The following is a 17906-nucleotide window of genomic DNA, read 5'->3' as shown; positions in this document are numbered from 1 at the left end:
CTGCCCGTTTGCGGTGCGCCCACCGTGCACTGGCGGGCTCCAGGGTTTAGACTGGTACAGAACGAACGAGACCAACGTTGCGGGGTTTACCGCCCCTCAACCTTGTAGAAAGAAACACGTGGATCAGCGAAAAATTCGACTTGTAGCCGTTGGCGATGATCTGCTCGCAGGCGTCGGGGACCCCCGCACCCTCGGGTGGTTCGGGCGCGTTATGGCGCGTACCCCTCAGACCTCTGCCTCTATCTCTGCCTATAATCTGGCAGCTCCCGGTGAGGGTAGCGAACAGCTCAACGCTCGCTGGTTTGAAGAAGCCAGCCGTCGCTTTGCCCAGGGCCACGAGAACCGCCTGGTCATTGCCCCCTCAACCTTCGACATCGACCTGGGCCTCACCAGCGCCCGCTCCCGCCTGAACCTGGCGAACATGGTCGATATGGCCTCCCAGAACAACGTGAAGGTTCTGGTTGTTGGCCCCCCGCCCACTCTCGATGCTGAGCGTAACCGCAAGATTGCCGACCTGTCGGCAGCCTACGCCGATGTGGTGACCCGCCGTAACCACGTCTACGTTGATACCTTCAACCCCCTGCTGCACCATGAGCAGTGGCGCAATGACCTGGCAGCGAACGATGGCCGCCCCGGTCAGTCCGGCTACGGCCTGATTGCCTGGCTGGTCCTGCACCGCGGCTGGTACAACTGGCTTCAGATTTCAGAGCCCGTTTAAGGAAGTCTCTGGCAGGTGCCTGCCCCTGTGACAAACCCGGGGTGTGCAAAGCTAGCCAAGGTATGCGAAAATAGTGAGAAGTGCCTATTCTAAGGTGCTATCGACCATTTGTGCTCCGTTATCCTGACGGGCACTCCACCTTGATCAAGGAGGCTCTCATGAGCAAGCGCGGTCGCAAGCGTAAGGATCGCCGTAAGGGTAGCGCTAACCACGGTAAGCGCCCCAACTCATAAGGCAATCGACAAGGGCCCCTACTCGCAGAAGCGAGCAGGGGCCCTTTGTTATTGGCTAATTAGCTGCCGGGTGCCCTCCGGTATGGATATCGTCGATGCAGGCACGGATACGGCTTTTGAGGTCGACGGGGGCGGTTTCCTTGCAGGTGCGGCGCACTGCTTGGCGGATGATGCACTCTAGGTCGTATTCCTTGGCGCAGGTTTCACATTCGGCTAGGTGGGCTTGGAGTTCTTCAAGGTCCTGGCAGCTGAGCGGGTCGTCAATGTAGGTGTAGATTTTGGCCAGGCGCTCTTCGCAGGGGGTAGAAGGGCTCGGGTTGTGTACGGCAGTCATTGGTGGCTCCTTTCTTAGGCCCTAGCGGTTTGGCGGGCGCCGGCCTTGCCGGTGGTCGTGGTTTTGATGCCGCGTTCGGCGGCGTAGTCGGTGAGTTTGTCTCTGAGCAGTTTGCGGCCGCGGTGCAGGCGGGACATGACGGTACCGATGGGGGTGTCCATGATCTCGGAAATCTCTTTGTAGGAGAACCCTTCGACATCGGAGTAGTAGACGGCCATGCGGAAGTCTTCGGGGATAGACTGCAGAGCCTCTTTGATGTCGCTGTCGGGCAGGTGGGCAAGGGCTTCGTTTTCCGCAGAAGGTAGGCCCTTGGAGTCGTGGGCTCCGGCCTGGGCTAGCTGCCAGTCTTCGACGGTGTCGGTGTTGGCCTGGTAGGGCTCGCGTTGGCGTTTGCGGTAGACGTTGATGTAGGTATTGGTGAGGATCCGGTAGAGCCAGGCTTTGAGGTTGGTTCCGGGCTTGTACTGGTGGAAGGCAGAGAAGGCTTTCATGTAGGCCTCTTGAACGAGGTCTTCGGCGTCCTGCGGGTTGCGGGCCATGCGCAGGGCGGCGGCGTAGAGCTGGTCTACGTATAGTAGGGCTTCTCGTTCAAAACGGGCTTTGCGCTCGGCGTCGGTTTCGCGGGAGCGCACATCGGGTTCGTTGCCTTCGGGGGCGAGGACGTCGGTGGTCGGCGCAGGTTCAGTGCTGGGGGCCGGGGGCGTGGCTGTCATTTCCCTCCAGGTGTGCTGTGGTCTTTTGTCTTACTGTACCTGCCAATGGGCGCAGCTACGCGCCGAGTACACCAGATATAACGAGCGCTAGCGGCACTTATTCCCCAGAACCGGAGTAATTTTGCGCTGGTGGTGCAATAAAGTGGCTGAACCCACCGGTCTATATGTATGCTTAGTAGTGTTAGGTATCTGTGATACATCGCAAAGGGGCCTCGCACCCCGTGAAGGAGGAACTCATGTCTTTGGTTCGCCGTTTTGCTCGCCCTCTGCTGGCTTCAAGCTTTATTATCTCGGGTGTTGACCGTCTGCGTGACCCCGAATCGTCCAAGCACCTGGCTAAGGTGGTTAACCTGGCTGCGACTTCTGCCCCTCAGCTTTCTGTGCTGCGTGGCCAGGAGAAGCTGGTGGGTCAGGCTTTGGCTGGCTCTCAGGTAGCTGCCGGTGCCCTTTTTGCTCTGGGTAAGCTGCCCCGTCTTTCTGCGAGCGTCCTGCTGGCTACCGGTGCTATTAACTCCTACGTTGAGTACCGCGCTACCGAGGCTGAGACTAAGGAAGAGAAGACTGCCCGCCGCAATGCTGCTGTGCTCAATGGCTCCCTGCTGGGCGCTATTGCTATCTCAGCTGTTGATACCGATGGTAACCCCTCACTGGCCTGGCGAGCTTCCAAGCTGGGTGATCAGGTAGCTAAGAAGTCCCACCAGCTGGCTTCCGATGTTCAGGACGCCGCTTCTGATGCCCAGAAAAAGGTTGAGGACCTCTTCGCCTAAGCTGGCCCCTACCGGGTGTAAGACCCCGTGAACTTTCGATAAACCCCGCATCATATCGGTGCGGGGTTTTCTTGTTTGCTGCCCCGCCCACCTAAAATAGGGAGGGAGTACGCCGTAATAACTGATTCCGAAGTAGGTTTTATTTGTGGTTGATGCGACCAAGCAGCCCTTAGTTGCCGATGGAGACTGGCTAGCGCCCACCGTGACGGTGCCCGGCGGTGCCCATGCCCGGGTGGAGATTCCGGGGTCTAAGTCGCTCACCAATCGTTACCTGCTGCTGGCGGCTTTAGCTGATAGCCCCTCGGTGATTCACGCTCCCCTGCATTCGCGCGATTCGCGGCTAATGGTGGCCGCACTGACTGCTCTGGGTGCCCGTTTTGAAGAGATTGAAACCGGTAGTGCCTTTGGCCCTGACCTACGGGTGACCCCCCTAGATTTTTCTGCGACCGTTGCCCGTGAGGCCTCCATTGATGTGGGATTGGCGGGTACTGTGATGCGTTTTGTGCCCCCGGTTGCTGCTCTACTGCCCGGTACTTTCCATTTCGATGGCGATGAGCATGCGCGGGTTCGCCCCATGCTGCCGGTGGTTGAGGCCCTGCGGGGCCTGGGGGTTGAGGTCGAGGACGCCGGTCGCGGCTCCCTGCCCTTTACGGTCGTTTCTACCGGTTCGGTGCAGGTGCCCGAACTGACCATTGATGCTTCAGGTTCTTCCCAGTTTGTCTCTGCCCTTCTGCTGGCTGCCTGCCGTTTTGAGCGGGGTCTGGTGCTGCGGCACGAGGGTGGCCCGGTGCCCTCGATGCCCCACATTGAGATGACCGTTGAGACCATGCGTGAGCTCGGTATTAGCGTTGACTTCAACGGCACCGATACCTGGACGGTTGCCCCCGGTGGCTTCCCCGGCTTTGAGGTTACCGTTGAGCCCGATCTTTCTAACGCTGGGCCCTTCCTGGTTGCTGCAGTAGCCACCGGGGCCTCGGTGACGGTTCCGCGCTGGCCCGAGTCCACTACCCAGGGTGGGGACCATTGGCGGAAGATTCTGCCCCTCTTTGGGGCCCGGGTAGAGCTGGCCGACGGGAACCTGACCGTCACCGGCCCTGCCGGCGGCGCGGCGTCCGGTCTGCCCGGTGTTGAACTCGACCTGGCCGAGGCCGGTGAACTGGCCCCCACTGTTGCTGCCCTCATCGCTCTCTCGCCGGCGACCAGCGTCCTTTCCGGCATTGCTCACCTGCGCGGGCACGAAACTGACCGACTTGCTGCCTTGACCGCCGAGATCAACCGTCTCGGTGGTAGGGCTAAAGAAACCGAAGACGGTATTCGCGTTACCGAACCCGTGGTTCACGGGGCTCTCATGCGTACCTACGCTGATCACCGTATGGCCACCGCGGCAGCCGTCATGGGGCTGGTTGTTCCGGGTGTCGTAGTTGAAAACGTAGAGACCACCTCCAAGACCCTGCCCAACTTCACCGGGCTCTGGCAGAACATGCTGGACCAGTGGCAGGCAGGTGCTGCCTAATGCGCCGTTCCTGGGATGAAAGCGATGTACGGGTACGCCCCAATAAGAAGGGTTCCCGCCCCCGCACCAAAGACCGCCCCGCCCATAAGGACGCCGAGATTGGCCGCATCATCACCGTAGACCGGGGCCGCTATACCGCCATACTCGATGAGGGCAAGAGTAGCGAACGGGTCGTCACCGCCGTGCGCGCCCGGGAGCTTCGCCGCTCCCCTATCGTGGTGGGCGACAAGGTTGCCCTCGTGGGGGACACCAGCGGTAAGCCCGATACCCTGGCCCGTCTCGTCCGTATCGAAGAGCGCACCAACCTGCTACGCCGCAGCGCCGACGATACCGACCCCGTCGAGCGCGTCGTCGTTGCCAACGCTGACAACCTGGTTATCGTGGTCGCCGCAGAAAACCCCGAGCCCCGCACCGGCTTTATCGACCGGTCCCTAGCAGCCGCCTTCGACGCCGGGCTCACCCCCATTCTCTGCATCACCAAGACCGACCTCAAACACCCTCAATGGCTGCTGGACTACTACCGGGACGTTGAGCTCACCATCTTGCTGTCTAAGTCCAAGGACGGCCGCGCCCCCAGCGAGGAAGGCTCCGAGGGGCTCGACACCACCCTCGTTGAGCAGCTCTCTGAGTATCTCGATGGCTCGGTCTCTGTGCTCCTGGGCCACTCCGGTGTGGGCAAATCAACCCTGGTCAACGCCCTGACCGGGGCAGAACGCGCCACGGGGCATGTGAATGCCGTGACCGGGCGCGGCCGCCACACCTCGTCCTCAGCCCTGGCCCTCCAGCCCCAGAAGTCAGCCCCCGGCACCTGGATTATCGACACCCCCGGTATCCGTTCCTTCGGTCTAGCCCACGTCGAACCCGACACCCTGGTCGCCTCCTTCACCGACCTTGCCCCGGGCTCAGCCAACTGCCCTAAGGGCTGTACCCACTCGGCGTCCGCCCCCGACTGCGGCCTGACCGCCTACGTCGAAGCGGGCCAGGCCGGCCCCGCTGGTCCAGAACGCCTCGACTCCCTGCGCAAGCTCCTGCGCGTCGACGAAGAAACCGGCGACACCGAGAAAGAACTCGGCGTCGTAGACCTCTAAACACACCAAGGCACACGAGACCATGACTAACTACACCGACGACCTGCGCCTGGCCCACATCATGGCTGATGCGGTAGACCGCCTCACCCTGGCCAAGTTCACCTCCCACGATTTCGCCGTCGACACCAAACCCGACCTCACCCCCGTCACCGACGCCGACCGCGAAGCCGAGCAGCTCATCCGTTCCCAGCTGTCCCGCGTCCGCACCCGTGACTCAGTGCTGGGTGAAGAATTCGGGGAAACCGGGTCTTCCCCCCGCCAGTGGGTCATCGACCCCATCGACGGCACCAAGAACTTCGTGCGCGGTGTGCCCGTCTGGGCTACCCTCATAGCCCTGCTTGACCACGGCAAGCCCGTCGTCGGCGTCGTCTCCGCCCCCGCCCTCCAACGCCGCTGGTGGGCAGCCGAAGGCACCGGCGCCTACACCGGCCGCTCCCTCGCCAAGGCTACCCGTATCTCGGTCTCCTCTGTCGCCCAGCTCGAGGACGCCTCCTTCTCCTACTCTTCCCTCACCGGCTGGCGCGATTTGGGCCTGCGCGATAACTTCATCGACCTGACCGACACCGTCTGGCGCACCCGAGCCTACGGCGACTTCTGGTCCTACATGATGGTTGCAGAGGGCGTCGTCGACGCCGCCGCCGAACCCGAACTCGGCCTCTACGATATGGCCGCCCTGGTCCCCATCGTGACCGAAGCAGGCGGACGCTTCACCTCCCTGGCAGGAGCGGACGGCCCCCACGGCAGCAACGCCCTAGCCACCAACGGCCACCTGCACGAGGCCGCCCTTTCCTATCTGGGGACCGACAAGACCCTCTAAAGCCGGGGTCTCACGAGACCGGGCTAAACGCTTCAACCTAGACCAAAGGCCCCGAATCCTGTATCAAGGATTCGAGGCCTTTAGTCTGAGCGGTTTCTTGTGCTGAACTACTTCTTACGCTGGTTCAGAATCGAAATCTGCTCATTGCTGCGGTTGTTCACTGCCTCGGTATGCACCTCGGTCTTACCGGACTCAGAGGGAGCTGAGTACTGCAGGAACTTAGGCTGGGCAGGAATCTTCAGCTGAATCTTCGACTGCTGGGTACGCTGCTTCGACAGGTCCACGCTGTAGAGCATCGACACGGTCTCCTCACGAATACCGCCCATCATGCTCTGGTAGAGGGCATAACCCTCACGCTGGTACTCCACCAGGGGGTCACGCTGGGCCATGGCGCGCAGGCCAATGCCTTCCTTAAGGTAGTCCATCTCGTAGAGGTGCTCAGGCCAGCGCTTACCGATGACCGAGAGCACCACGCGGCGCTCAATCTCGCGCATGGCTTCCTCACCCACGGACTCTTCGCGCTCAGTGTACTGCATCTCAGCGTCAGCCAGCACTTCCTTGACGATCTGGTCGCGGGTGACCTTGGTCTTGTCGCCCGCTTCTTCAGCCAGGTCTTCGGGGGTAATGGTAACCGGGAAGATGGTGCGCAGGTTCTCCCAGAGCTTCTCAAAGTCCCAGTCCTCGGCGTGGCCCTCGCCCACCTGGGCATCGATAGCGGACGTAATAACCTCGGTGCGGAACTTCTCAATCTGTTCCTTGAGATCATCGCCTGCCAGAATCTGGGCGCGGTCCTTGTACATGGCCTCGCGCTGGCGGTTGAGCACATCGTCATACTTGAGTACGTTTTTGCGCTGCTCAGCGTTGCGGGCCTCAACCTGGCCCTGGGCGTTGGCAATGACGCGGGAAACAATCTTGGCTTCCAGGGCGGTATCGTCGGGGGCACCGGCCATTAGGCGGGCAGCTGCCTGGCCGTTGAAGAGACGCATCAGGTCATCAGAAAGTGACAGGTAGAAGCGGGACTCGCCGGGGTCGCCCTGGCGGCCCGAACGTCCGCGCAGCTGGTTATCGATGCGGCGGGATTCGTGACGCTCGGTACCCAGCACATACAGGCCACCCAGGTCTTTAACCTCTTCGTGCTCGGCAGCAGAGGCCTGCTCCGCTGCGGCAAGCACCTCGGGCCACTTAGCCTCATACTCTTCGGGCTTCTCGTTGGGGTCAAGACCCAGGGCCTTCATGGTCTCAACGGCCTCAAACTCGGGGTTGCCACCGAGCATAATATCGGTACCGCGGCCTGCCATGTTGGTTGCTACGGTGACGGCACCCTTACGGCCAGCCTGGGCAACGATGGCAGCTTCACGGGCGTTATTCTTAGCGTTCAGAACTTCGTGGCGGACGCCCGCCTTCGACAGCAGCTTAGAGAGGTACTCAGACTTCTCAACGCTGGTGGTACCTACCAGCACGGGCTGGCCGGTAGCGTGGCGCTCTTCGATATCTTTGACCACCGCGTTGAACTTGGCAATCTCGTTCTTGTAGACCTTATCGGGCTGGTCGATACGCTGCTTTTCCTTGTTGGTCGGAATCGGCACGACACCCAGCTCGTAGGTGTTCATGAACTCAGCGGCCTCGGTCTCAGCGGTACCGGTCATGCCCGAGAGCTTGTTGTACATGCGGAAATAGTTCTGCAGGGTCACGGTCGCCATGGTCTGATTTTCAGGCTTGACCTCGACCTCTTCCTTGGCTTCAATGGCCTGGTGGATGCCGTCATTGTAGCGGCGACCTGCCAGAATACGACCGGTGTGCTCATCAACAATCATGACTTCGCCGTTCATGACGACGTAGTCCTTGTTGCCCTTGAAGAGTTCCTTGGCCTTAATAGCGTTGTTGAGGAAGCCAATCAGGGGGGTGTTCTGTGACTCGTAGAGGTTATCGATGCCCAGGTGGTCTTCGACCTTATCGATACCCGATTCGAGCACGCCCACGGTGCGCTTCTTTTCATCGACCTCATAGTCTTCACCGGCCACCAGAGTGCGGGCGATACGGGCAAATTCGCCGTACCAGCGGTTGGCCTCGCCCATGGCGGGTCCAGAAATAATCAGCGGAGTACGGGCCTCGTCAATCAGGATGGAGTCGACCTCATCGACGATGGCAAAGTTGTGTCCGCGCTGCACCTGTTCCTCTTTGGTCCAGGCCATGTTATCGCGCAGATAGTCAAAGCCGAATTCGTTGTTGGTTCCGTAAGTGATGTCCGCTTGGTACTGCTTACGGCGGACCTCGGGGGTCTGGTTAGCCAAGATGACGCCAGATTCCATGCCCAGGAAACGGAAGACTCGGCCCATCAGGTTAGCCTGGTACTCAGCCAGGTAGTCGTTGACGGTGACCACGTGCACGCCCTTACCGGAGAGGGCATTGAGGTAGGCAGGGGCGGTGGCGACCAGGGTCTTACCCTCACCGGTTTTCATTTCGGCAATATTGCCCAGGTGCAGGGCGGCGCCGCCCATGAGCTGCACATCGTAGTGGCGCTTGCCCAGGGTTCGTTTTGAGGCTTCGCGGACCACAGCAAAAGCTTCGGGGAGCAGAAGGTCCAGTGACTCGCCGTCCTCAACGCGCTTACGGAAGGCGTCGGTTTCAGCGCGTAGCTCGGCGTCGCTCATAGCGACAAAGCTGTCTTCGAGTGAGTTCACTGCTTCGGTGTAAGCACGCAGCTGCTTGAGGACTTTTTGGTCTCCGCTGCGGAGTAGCTTTTCCAAGAGAGATGCCACTGAAGTTTGCTCCTTGATTGGTTTGATAGGGGGCGGGCAGGGTGAGCCCACCGTGCTCACTCTATTCTAGTTTAGTCCCCCGGTGCGCTGGGAACGTTCACCTCTGGGCTTGAAACTGCAGAGCGTTTAGTGGAAAACCTCAAAAGAGGACGCTCCCCACCACCGGGTGAGTACAAAGAAGACCCCCTGCTCTTCTCCACCGGAAGCTGGCAGAAAGAGCAGGGGGCCTAAGTAGTTTGCGGTTATTTTATGAGGCGGATTCCTCTCCCAGGGTAATCACACCGTAGGACCAGCCCTTGCGGCGGTAGACCGCTGCGGGGGATCCGGTTGCCTTGTCGACGTAGAGGAAGAAGTCATGGCCTACAAGTTCCATGCGGTCAACTGCCTCTTCGGGGGTCAGGTAATCAGCGGGGAATGTCTTCTGACGGATTTCGATGGGTGAATCTGCCTCTTCATGCAGGTCGTATTCTCCAGCGAAAGCCGCCTCTTCAACGGGTAGGTCTTCGGTCTGAATTTCGGTGAGGGCGACCTGGTCGGTGATGACAGGCAGTGAGCCGGTGGCTTCTGAGACCGAGATGGGGTGCTTGCCCCCTGCGCGGCGGGTTTTGCGACGGTCGCGGGCGCGGCGGAGGCGTTCTAGGAGCTTGCCATAGGTTTCGTCGAAAACTGCGAACTTATCTTGACCGGTTGCTTCTGCTCGGAGCACGGGGCCGCGGCCGATAACGGTGATTTCCACTCGGATAGCCGCGGGGCCGTTTTGGCCTTCCTTGGTGAACTTGACTTCGATGTCGGTTACGTTGTCACCTAGAGCTTCGAACTTGGTGATTTTACTTTCAACGTGTTCCTGCAGACGTTCACTTACTTTGACGTTGCGGCCGGTGATGTTGAGTTCCACAATTCCCTCCATTCTCAGGGGGTGAATACCCGACCCTGTGACTGCCGGGTATTGGGGAATCTGTCTTGTGGATTCCTTAACGCAACTCTACGCCGTTTTGTGGTCTAAGTCATTTTTTTAAGGCTTTTACGGTTCATTTCGCAGGAAAGAGTAAGATTTTTGGTGCGCCACCTCACTCTGTGTTATACCGCTGCCGCTTGGGAACATACGCGATAGTTGCCCCACCCAGCACTCTGGCTCCCTGGCTGGTCAGCACCCGGTGGCCCTCCTTCAGGGAGGCTCCGGTGGTAAACACATCGTCAACCAACAGACAGCGGGCCCCCTCTAGACGGTAGTAACGCCCCAGCTGGTGCAGGGCAGGCTTGCCCAGGGTAAGTTTTCCCTGCATCTGCCGGTGGCGCTCTTCGAGGCCCAGTGTTTTCTGGGCTTGGGCACCTTTGGCACCGCGCATTCCCCGCTTCCAGGCAGGAACCTGGGCGAGCGCGTCCGCCACCTTGACCGGTGCCGGGTAGAGCAGGAGGGGTAGCACCGCGCGGGCTAGGAGCGGGGCTGGGGCATAGCCCCGCCTGCGCACCGAGGCCCGGCTGGAGGGTAGGGGCACCAGGTAGATGGGCTCGTCGGGCTCCAGTTCGCTCTCGCTCAGCTCTAGAAGGCAGGTCACAGCCCGGGCCAGGGCCGAGGCGAGGTAGGGGCTCAGGTCGGTGCGTCCGGCATCCTTATAGGCCAGGACGCAGCGCCCCAGCTCGTGCTCGTAGCGGCCAGCAGACACCACCGACAGCTGCGTGCCGGGCAGGGTAATGGTCTGTAGGTTGAGGGTGGCCAGGCGCACCAGCCGGTCGCACAGGGGGCAGAGGGCAGCGGACGCCAGCATGCTGGGCCCGTAGGTCTGGCAGCTGGCGCAGACCCTGGGGAAGAAGAGTTCTGTGGTCTGCCGCCAGCTGGTCAGCATATCGGGCAGAAGAGGGTGGGTGGACGTCATACCCCCAGCCTGGCAGGGTCAGGCGGCTACCTGCCAGGGCTGGGGATAAGTGGTCCAGACCATTTCTCTTAGCCGGCGTAGTTGATTTCGCTGAGGCTGCTTTCTATGCGGGTCCAGCTCAGCCCGGCTACGATATACAGCCCGCCGTCCTTGGTCATCGCAACTGCCTGGTCAATACCGTTGCCGGTGACAATGCGGGTAATGCCTTGCAGGGAATCGTACTGGGTGTTCTCGCCGGTCAGGGAGACCAGTTCGGTCTGGGTGGTGTCGGTATTCCAGAGGAAGACCTCCACGTCACTGACCCATTCAGCCCCGCGCGGGTTAATCTCTGCGCCCAAGCGCACCGGGTCAAGGAGCTGGGTGGGGGTACCGTCTGCCGACCGGCGGATAGCCGAGACCCAGGCCCCGTAGTTGCTTCCGTCGGCTGCCGAGGTGACCAGTACGGCCCGGCTACCGTCGCGGGCGATAGAGATGCTCTGCAAGAGCTCCCCCTCAATCCAGCTGGTGACCTCGCGGGCGGCGCTGCCTTCCTGGCCTGCGGCGATAACCCGAACAGAGCCGTCCTGCTCCCCCACCCAGAGCCAGTTCTGGTGGTCAAAGCAGGGCCCTAGAACGTGGGTGCCCCGGTAGACCGAGCGGGCACCGTTGGAGTTAGCCAGCCAAATCTCGTTCTGCCCGGTGTTGGTGTAGGCGTAGTAGTTACGGGTGTAGTTCATGGCGGGCAGGGTAATGAGGGCCTGGGCCGAGGTCTCTACGATGGTCTGCTGGCTGGCGGTATCGTCCAGGGCTGCCCGGGCAATCAGGCGGTTATCTTCGATACCCACAATGTTGCTGGCGGCTTCGGGGTTAACTGCCGGTTCCCGGTAGTTCTCGAGGGTGGGGGCCGCAACGATCTGGTCGTTGATGGTGAGCTGCACCGTGGTGACCGAGGCAAGGTTGGTGAGGGTCTGGGTGAGCTGGGTGCGTAGGCGCTCGGTTTCGAGGGCGCTGGCTGCGGTGAGAGACGTACCCCCGGAGAGCTGGATGTCAGCCACCCCGTTTTCGATGGGGACGGAGTTGCGGGTCAGGCTGGTATCGGCCGGTACAGCGGTCACGACAGCCCCGGTGAGGTAGGGGGCCGGCCCTTCAAGGAGTACCCTCACCAGGGAGGTAGCTACCGTGGTGCGCTCGGCGAACCAGCGCACATCGGGCACAGCATAGGTGTAGGTGGGGTCGTAGAAGTAGAGGGTGAAGGGGTTGAAGACGTCCGCGAATTCATTCCTGCTCAGCACCGTTCCATCGGGAGCGGAGGAGATACGCCACTCCCCGTCGACCTGGCGCAGGGTGAACTCCACCTCGGTATCGGCCACTGTGGTGTAGGAGGTAGCCAGGCCCTTATCGTCAACCAGGGTGCTCGTGGGCACGGTGACCAGGTAGCTTGAGTCGCTGACGGAGGCCGTGGTGAAGGATGAGTTGTAGACCAGTGTGCGCCCGTCCGGCTTCCAGGACTGGGCCAGGTCTTCGGTCAGGTAGAGCCTGGCTACGCTGTAGTCGTCCTTCACCCCTACCCCGGCGTGCAAGAAGCCCTCGATGATCTCGGTGGGCCGGGCCCCGGGAGCAGGACCTTCGGGTGAGCTGCCGCTGGTGGAGGTGCTACCCGTAGCCTGAGGGTCGGCGTAGTGGTTGACTTCGCCGTCGGTGGGAATGGCGGCGCAGGCGGTGAGGGTCGCAAGAGAGCTGAGGGCGAGGCCGAGAGCTGACCGGCGGGAAAGGTTAGGGTTCAACGGTGGGCTCCGAGGGGGTTGAGGCGTCGGGGTTCACGGTCGGGGTGGCACCGGTATCCGGAGCGGACGGCGGGGGTAGGGGTTCGCCGCTCAGCAAGACCGGGGAGGGGCCCATGGGCACGTCCTGGTCGATGGGGATGGTCATGCGGAAGCTGGCTCCCTGCCCCTTGATTCCCCAGGCTTCGAGGGTGCCCTGGTGCAGGCGGACGTCCTCGGCAGCGATGGAGAGCCCCAGGCCGGTGCCGCCCAGGGTGCGTTTGCGGGAGGTGTCGGCCCGCCAGAAGCGGTTGAAGACCTGCTCGGTTTCTTCGGGGCTCAGGCCAATGCCGTGGTCGCGTACTGCCACGCCCAGGGTGGTTTCGGTAGCGTCAACGTACACGTCGATCGGTTGCCCCTCGGAGTGCTCTACGGCGTTGAACAGCAGGTTGCGCAGCACCCGCTCAATGCGGCGGTGGTCCATATCGACCATAATCTCGGTGTAGTCGGTGTGCACGGTCAAACTGGTGTTGGTGCGCATCAGGTGGGGTTCTACAGCCTTGAGCACCTCATCGAGCACAGCCATAAAATCAACCGACACCGTATCGAGGGTCTGGGAGCCGGCATCGAAGCGGGATATTTCGAGCAGGTCGGCTAGTAGGGAGTCGAAGCGGTCCACCTGGTTATAGAGCAGCTCGGTGGAGCGTTTGTAGAGGGGCTCCATATTATCGCGGTTATCGTGCAGCATATCGGCTGCCATGCGCACCGTTGTGAGCGGGGTGCGCAGCTCGTGCGACACGTCAGAGACAAAGCGCTGCTGCATGGTTGACAGCTTCTCAAGGCGAGAAATCTGGTCTTGCAGGGAGTCAGCCATACGGTTAAAAGACATACCCAGGCGCGCCGTCTCGTTCTGGCCGCGTACCAGCACACGCTGATCCAGGTCACCGGCTGCCAGTTTCTCAGCGGTGATAGCGGTAGAACTGATCGGACGGATCACAAAACGGGCAATCATCCACACGATAGTTAGCACCACGACCAGAAGCACGCCGAAGCCCACCCAGACCACCAGGTTGATGTACTGCACGGTCGCCTGCGAGGTCGACAGGTCATAAATCAGGTACAGGGAGTAGTCGGGGTTCTGGGGTATCGAGATACTGGTGCCGACCACCAGAACCGGGGTGCGGCGTCCGTCCGCTGAGGTAATACTCGAGGACTGCCAGTAAATCCCCGTGCCCTCACTCACGCTCTGGGCGAGCGCCTGGGGCACGTCGCTGACCGTGACCTCGCTACTCTGGGCCTGCTCCACGATAAAGCCATCGGTGGTGGCGTTCGCGTCCTTGAGAAGCACCCAGTTGCGGTTGCTATCGGCGCTACTGCTCTCGAGTACGGTCAAGAAACGCGAGACATCGCGCTGAATCTCGGTGCGGCCGGTCGCGTCAGAGCCGTTGATCAGGGTCTGCACATTACTGAAACCGGCCGACGACTCTTCGAGGGCCTGCTCTAAGTTGCCCCGGAAGAGGGAGTTAGCAATCTGGTGGGAGATAAAAGAGCCCACAAAGACGAAGGCAACCAGCAGCAGGCCGGCCGCTGCCACCACAGCGCGAAACTGTAGGGACTGCTGCCAGAGCCTGCGGGCGCTGGCCAGGGGCCCGTAGGCCCGGGAGGGGCCTGCGGGGGCGGTAGTCCGAGCGGACGCGCGAGGTGAAGTACCAGCCACTGTTTAGCGCTGGCCTGCCGCGGCCTTGTAGCCCACACCGCGCACGGTCAGCACGATCTCGGGGTTCTCGGGGTCGCGCTCAATCTTGGCGCGCAGACGCTGAATATGCACGTTGACCAGGCGGGAATCGACGGTCTTTTCGTAGCCCCACACATTACCCAGCAGAGCCTCGCGGGTCATGACCTGGCCGGGCTGGCGGGCCAGGTTCGCCAGAAGTTCAAATTCGAGAGGGGTGAGCTGAATCGTTTCACCCTCGCGGCTCACAGTGTGCCCTGCCAGGTCAATGGTGAGGTTACCGATACGCAGTGGTTCGTTATGGCGGTCTTCACGCGGGCGCAGACGGGCGCGGACGCGGGCCAGCAGCTCAGCGGGTTTGAAGGGCTTGGTCATGTAGTCATCGGCACCAGCCTCTAGCCCCTTGACCACGTCCTCGGTATCGCCCTTAGCGGTCAGCATGATGATGGGCACGTCCGACTCCCCGCGAATCTGGGTGCAGACCTCAATGCCGTCCATACCCGGCAGCATGAAGTCCAGCAGAATCAGGTCGGGGTGGTGGGTAGCAAAAGCCTCAAAGGCCCGGTCACCGGCGTCGCAGAAGACCGTCTCGTAGCCCTCTTGCGCCAGCACGATACCCACCATCTCTGACAGGGCATCGTCGTCGTCAACTACAAGAATGGTTTCTTTCACGGTGGGTCTCCTGGTGAGGTTCACAATGGGCCTCCCCCTAGTGTACCGGGGTTAGGCAGTGAGCCGGTTTAGGCGTCTTGGGCGATTTCAGACAGGGCACGGGCTGTCTCAGTCAGGTGCCCCAGCACCGTGGTAGCCCGCTGCGGATCAGTGGCAGCTAGGCTACCGGTTTCGGTCAGCACCAGCTGGTTGAGAAGCTTCTTCCCCAACCCAAGGTCCGACCAGGTGCGCCACAGCCCCCGGGCCAGATCGCCAGCAGGCACCCGGACCAACGGATCAACAACCTCTAGGTAAAGCCCCTTCTCAGCTTCTAGATGGGGTGCCAGTGCCTCCCACGCTGAGGTGGGCTGGCCCGCCATCGATAGCAGGGGGCTAGCAAGCGTAGCCCTCACCTCGGGGTGTAACTTCACATAATCAGTACGGGTGACTACCTGAGCGCCCAAATCCTCTAGCTCCTCGTGTAGGGCCCCCAACAGGGCCACCAGCTCATGACGCGGCACAGCCCGCAGGGTACGGTAGCCACTAGAGGTCAGCAACTGACCTGCCGCCACCTCAACCAGCAGAGGCTCTTCTACCTGCACCAGCACCTGCGCACCGGGCACAGCCTGCCGCAGCAGCTTCACCACACCGTGAAAACCAGCCCGCTGAGCCTCGGCAACATCGCGCCGAGCACCATGATCTGAGAGGACGCGCTCGCCACTGGTTAAGTAGGTACTGGCAGCTAGGCTCAACGGCCCCAGCAGACGCAACTTAATGGTTCCGGGGGCAGCACCGCTTTCCTTCCCCACGACGTCCGCCAGGATATTGATATCAGATTCCAGGAACGACCTGGCAGCCTCCCCCTCAGCGGCATAGCCACCCGTGAGCCGCCAACCTGCGGCGGTGCCATCCGCGCTCAACCCTTCCAGGGCCGCGATAGACCGTGCCAGCAGGGTTGCCCGGTAGCCCCGGTCGGCCAGCTCCGGCAGGTAACTAATATGGGGCTCCCCCAGCTCACCGCGGACACGGGTCACCGCATCGAACACATCATCCCCTGCCCAGGCGCCCAGGCCGGTAGCCCGAACCGTCAGGTGCTCCTCAAAGGTCAGCGGGCTCTCTAGGTCCTTACGAGCAACCAGCATTTCGGCATCGGTCGGCAAATACAGGGCAGGGCGAGTAGGCCTCGATACAGGCATAGGGAACTCTTTCTGCCACCTACCGGTGGCCGTAGGCTGCGGGCTGAAAATTGAGCGGCTAGGACTTCTGTTCGGCCTCAGCCGCAATTTTCTCGTGATGCCTTATGACCTCAGAAATAATGAAGTTCAGGAATTTCTCGGCAAACTCCGGGTCAAGATGGGCAGCTTCAGCCAGCGAGCGCAGGCGCTTAATCTGGGCTTCTTCCCGCCCCGGGTCCCCAGCCGGCAGAGAATGCTCAGCCTTGAGGTGGCCAACGCGCTGGGTTGCGCGGAACCGCTCAGCAAGAATATGTACCAGGGCTGCGTCCATATTGTCGATGGTCTGACGCATGGTAAACAGCTCCTCCAATACTGCCGGGTCAACCCCCGTCATCGAGGTGGCGCGGGTATCAAAGTCAGCGTGGGCCTGCACATCGTGGGCCTTCGGAGTTGTGTTCATGTGTTTAGTCTAAAAACCTCAGGTGCTGTTTGCAGGGGCAAGCCCACAGATTTCACCCTGTGGACTTATCCGGGTGTAGAAGCTTCAAAAGGTTCAGCAGCGAGCGCGAGCCTGCACAACCTTACCTAGTTAGCGGTGATGTCAGCCCGGTCAAGGCTGTAGGCGCGGGCGATAGTGGACTGGCCCAGCACACGGGTGCCCTGGTAAATCACCATGGTCTGGCCAGGAGCCACACCGCGCAGTTTCTCGTGCAGGCGCACCACGGTTTCCAGGCGCAGGGCACCGGGCTCAGCGGCTTCGTCGTCGGCTACCCATTCCAGGTGGGCGGTTGAGGGCACCGGGTCTGCGTGGGCTCGTACCTGGGCGGTGACCTCAAAGGACGCTGAACGGGCGCCTTCTGAGGGCTCTTGGACCAGGAAGGCGGCAGCTTCTTCTACAGGCAGACCGGCCCAGGTTTCGCGGATACCGCGAATCTCGTCGATCTCGAGCAGATCCTTACCGCCCACGATGACCTCGTTAGTCTTGGGGCGGATTTCCAGCACGAAGCGGGGCTTACCGTCGGGGGCCGGGTGCCCAATGGCCAGACCCTTGCGCTGCCCCACTGTAAAGGCCTGGGATCCGCGGTGCTTGCCGAGTACGCGTCCGTCCGTGTCCTTGATATCGCCCTCGGTCATGTCGATGTGCTCTTCGAGCCACTCGCGGGTATCGCCCTCGGGAATAAAGCAGATGTCGTAAGAGTCGGGCTTCTTCGCCACCGAGAAGCCGCGTTCGGCGGCCTCGGCGCGCACCTCGTCCTTGGAGGGGGTATCGGCCAGGGGGAACCAGGCGTGCTTGAGCTGCTCGTGGGTCAGCACACCCAGAACATAGGACTGGTCCTTGGCCCAGGTGGCAGCGCGGTGCAGCTCCCGGTTGCCGTTTTCGTCCGTGATGACCTTGGCGTAGTGGCCGGTGACGACCGCGTCAAAGCCCAGGGCAACGGCCTTCTCTAGCAGAGCGGCGAACTTGATTTTCTCGTTGCAGCGCATGCAGGGGTTGGGGGTGCGGCCGTGTTCGTACTCGGAGATAAAATCATCGACCACATCCTCCTTGAACCGCTCGGAGAAGTCCCAGACGTAGAAGGGGATCCCCAGCTGGTCGCAGACCCGGCGGGCGTCCATGGAGTCCTCGATAGTGCAGCAGCCGCGGGAGCCGGTACGCAGGGTGCCGGGCATGCGGGAGAGCGCCAGGTGCACGCCAACCACCTCGTGGCCAGCCTCAACGGCGCGGGCGGCGGCAACGGCCGAGTCCACGCCACCGCTCATAGCAGCAAGAATTTTCATGTTTTAAGTCCTAT

General features: G+C 61.5%; 17 protein-coding genes. 6 read left to right on the top strand and 11 right to left on the bottom strand.

Annotation, left to right across the window (positions count from 1 at the left end):
- The first annotated feature begins 118 nt into the window (after positions 1–118).
- Together L7A20_RS09065 and L7A20_RS12120 are read left to right on the top strand one after the other, a co-directional pair.
- Entirely contained in the window at positions 119–718 is a 600-nt protein-coding gene (locus tag L7A20_RS09065; protein WP_135011505.1) for a GDSL-type esterase/lipase family protein, read from the top strand.
- Positions 719–876: 158 nt separating this feature from the next.
- On the top strand, positions 877–951 hold the full coding sequence (locus L7A20_RS12120) for a 50S ribosomal protein bL37 (RefSeq protein WP_371300742.1): 75 nt from the start codon (positions 877–879) through the stop codon (positions 949–951).
- A 55-nt stretch (positions 952–1006) separates the two neighbouring features.
- Here the strand turns inward: L7A20_RS12120 and rsrA are convergent, their stop codons facing one another.
- Together rsrA and L7A20_RS09055 are read right to left on the bottom strand one after the other, a co-directional pair.
- Positions 1007–1285: a mycothiol system anti-sigma-R factor gene (gene rsrA / locus L7A20_RS09060; RefSeq protein ID WP_237185836.1), complete on the bottom strand. Its 279-nt coding sequence runs from the start codon at positions 1283–1285 to the stop codon at positions 1007–1009.
- Between the two features lie 14 nt (positions 1286–1299).
- Complete coding sequence (locus L7A20_RS09055) at positions 1300–1998, bottom strand: sigma-70 family RNA polymerase sigma factor (protein ID WP_237185835.1); 699 nt, start codon at positions 1996–1998, stop codon at positions 1300–1302.
- Positions 1999–2234: 236 nt separating this feature from the next.
- On the opposite strand from L7A20_RS09055, the gene L7A20_RS09050 reads away from it, so the two are divergent.
- From L7A20_RS09050 to hisN, 4 genes are all read left to right on the top strand, one after another.
- Positions 2235–2765 carry a DoxX family membrane protein gene (locus L7A20_RS09050; protein ID WP_237185834.1) on the top strand — a complete coding sequence of 177 codons (531 nt, stop codon included), beginning with the start codon at positions 2235–2237 and terminating at the stop codon, positions 2763–2765.
- Positions 2766–2910: 145 nt separating this feature from the next.
- Positions 2911–4278: a 3-phosphoshikimate 1-carboxyvinyltransferase gene (gene aroA / locus L7A20_RS09045; protein WP_237223155.1), complete on the top strand. Its 1368-nt coding sequence runs from the start codon at positions 2911–2913 to the stop codon at positions 4276–4278.
- Positions 4278–5366, top strand: a complete 1089-nt coding sequence (rsgA, locus tag L7A20_RS09040; RefSeq protein ID WP_237185833.1) for a ribosome small subunit-dependent GTPase A — start codon at positions 4278–4280, stop codon at positions 5364–5366. The genes aroA and rsgA overlap by 1 nt, the downstream gene beginning before the upstream one ends.
- Positions 5367–5388: 22 nt before the next feature.
- Positions 5389–6183, top strand: a complete 795-nt coding sequence (hisN, locus tag L7A20_RS09035) for a histidinol-phosphatase (protein ID WP_237223154.1) — start codon at positions 5389–5391, stop codon at positions 6181–6183.
- Positions 6184–6290: 107 nt separating this feature from the next.
- On the opposite strand, the gene secA is transcribed toward hisN, so the two are convergent.
- The 9 genes from secA to mnmA all read right to left on the bottom strand — a co-directional run bounded on the left by secA (position 6291) and on the right by mnmA (position 17892).
- Positions 6291–8942 carry a preprotein translocase subunit SecA gene (gene secA / locus L7A20_RS09030; RefSeq protein WP_237223153.1) on the bottom strand — a complete coding sequence of 884 codons (2652 nt, stop codon included), beginning with the start codon at positions 8940–8942 and terminating at the stop codon, positions 6291–6293.
- Between the two features lie 247 nt (positions 8943–9189).
- Positions 9190–9837, bottom strand: a complete 648-nt coding sequence (gene hpf, locus L7A20_RS09025) for a ribosome hibernation-promoting factor, HPF/YfiA family (protein ID WP_237223152.1) — start codon at positions 9835–9837, stop codon at positions 9190–9192.
- Positions 9838–10009: 172 nt separating this feature from the next.
- A complete protein-coding gene (locus tag L7A20_RS09020; protein WP_237223151.1) occupies positions 10010–10816 on the bottom strand; it encodes a ComF family protein in 807 nt (268 codons plus the stop codon).
- Positions 10817–10884: 68 nt separating this feature from the next.
- Entirely contained in the window at positions 10885–12579 is a 1695-nt protein-coding gene (locus tag L7A20_RS09015) for a GerMN domain-containing protein (RefSeq protein ID WP_237223150.1), read from the bottom strand.
- Positions 12569–14272 carry an MtrAB system histidine kinase MtrB gene (gene mtrB / locus L7A20_RS09010; RefSeq protein ID WP_237206324.1) on the bottom strand — a complete coding sequence of 568 codons (1704 nt, stop codon included), beginning with the start codon at positions 14270–14272 and terminating at the stop codon, positions 12569–12571. The genes L7A20_RS09015 and mtrB overlap by 11 nt, the downstream gene beginning before the upstream one ends.
- Before the next feature lie 3 nt (positions 14273–14275).
- A complete protein-coding gene (gene mtrA / locus L7A20_RS09005) occupies positions 14276–14959 on the bottom strand; it encodes an MtrAB system response regulator MtrA (protein WP_237223149.1) in 684 nt (227 codons plus the stop codon).
- A 68-nt stretch (positions 14960–15027) separates the two neighbouring features.
- Positions 15028–16134 carry a hypothetical protein gene (locus L7A20_RS09000; RefSeq protein ID WP_237223148.1) on the bottom strand — a complete coding sequence of 369 codons (1107 nt, stop codon included), beginning with the start codon at positions 16132–16134 and terminating at the stop codon, positions 15028–15030.
- 58 nt (positions 16135–16192) lie between these two features.
- Positions 16193–16573: a chorismate mutase gene (locus L7A20_RS08995; RefSeq protein WP_237194402.1), complete on the bottom strand. Its 381-nt coding sequence runs from the start codon at positions 16571–16573 to the stop codon at positions 16193–16195.
- Positions 16574–16698: 125 nt separating this feature from the next.
- On the bottom strand, positions 16699–17892 hold the full coding sequence (gene mnmA / locus L7A20_RS08990) for a tRNA 2-thiouridine(34) synthase MnmA (RefSeq protein ID WP_237223147.1): 1194 nt from the start codon (positions 17890–17892) through the stop codon (positions 16699–16701).
- Positions 17893–17906 lie beyond the last annotated feature (14 nt).

Source organism: Rothia nasimurium, from assembly GCF_928381415.1.
GTDB lineage: Bacteria > Actinomycetota > Actinomycetes > Actinomycetales > Micrococcaceae > Rothia > Rothia nasimurium_H.
This window is presented reverse-complemented; position numbering and strand designations above follow the sequence as displayed.

Coding starts and splice junctions, on each gene's coding strand:
- rsrA (WP_237185836.1), bottom strand. CDS start 1,285: ATGACTGCCGTACACAACCCGAGCCCTTCTACCCCCTGCGAAGAGCGC.
- L7A20_RS09055 (WP_237185835.1), bottom strand. CDS start 1,998: ATGACAGCCACGCCCCCGGCCCCCAGCACTGAACCTGCGCCGACCACC.
- L7A20_RS09050 (WP_237185834.1), top strand. CDS start 2,235: ATGTCTTTGGTTCGCCGTTTTGCTCGCCCTCTGCTGGCTTCAAGCTTT.
- rsgA (WP_237185833.1), top strand. CDS start 4,278: ATGCGCCGTTCCTGGGATGAAAGCGATGTACGGGTACGCCCCAATAAG.
- hisN (WP_237223154.1), top strand. CDS start 5,389: ATGACTAACTACACCGACGACCTGCGCCTGGCCCACATCATGGCTGAT.
- L7A20_RS09020 (WP_237223151.1), bottom strand. CDS start 10,816: ATGACGTCCACCCACCCTCTTCTGCCCGATATGCTGACCAGCTGGCGG.
- L7A20_RS09000 (WP_237223148.1), bottom strand. CDS start 16,134: ATGCCTGTATCGAGGCCTACTCGCCCTGCCCTGTATTTGCCGACCGAT.
- L7A20_RS08995 (WP_237194402.1), bottom strand. CDS start 16,573: ATGAACACAACTCCGAAGGCCCACGATGTGCAGGCCCACGCTGACTTT.
- mnmA (WP_237223147.1), bottom strand. CDS start 17,892: ATGAAAATTCTTGCTGCTATGAGCGGTGGCGTGGACTCGGCCGTTGCC.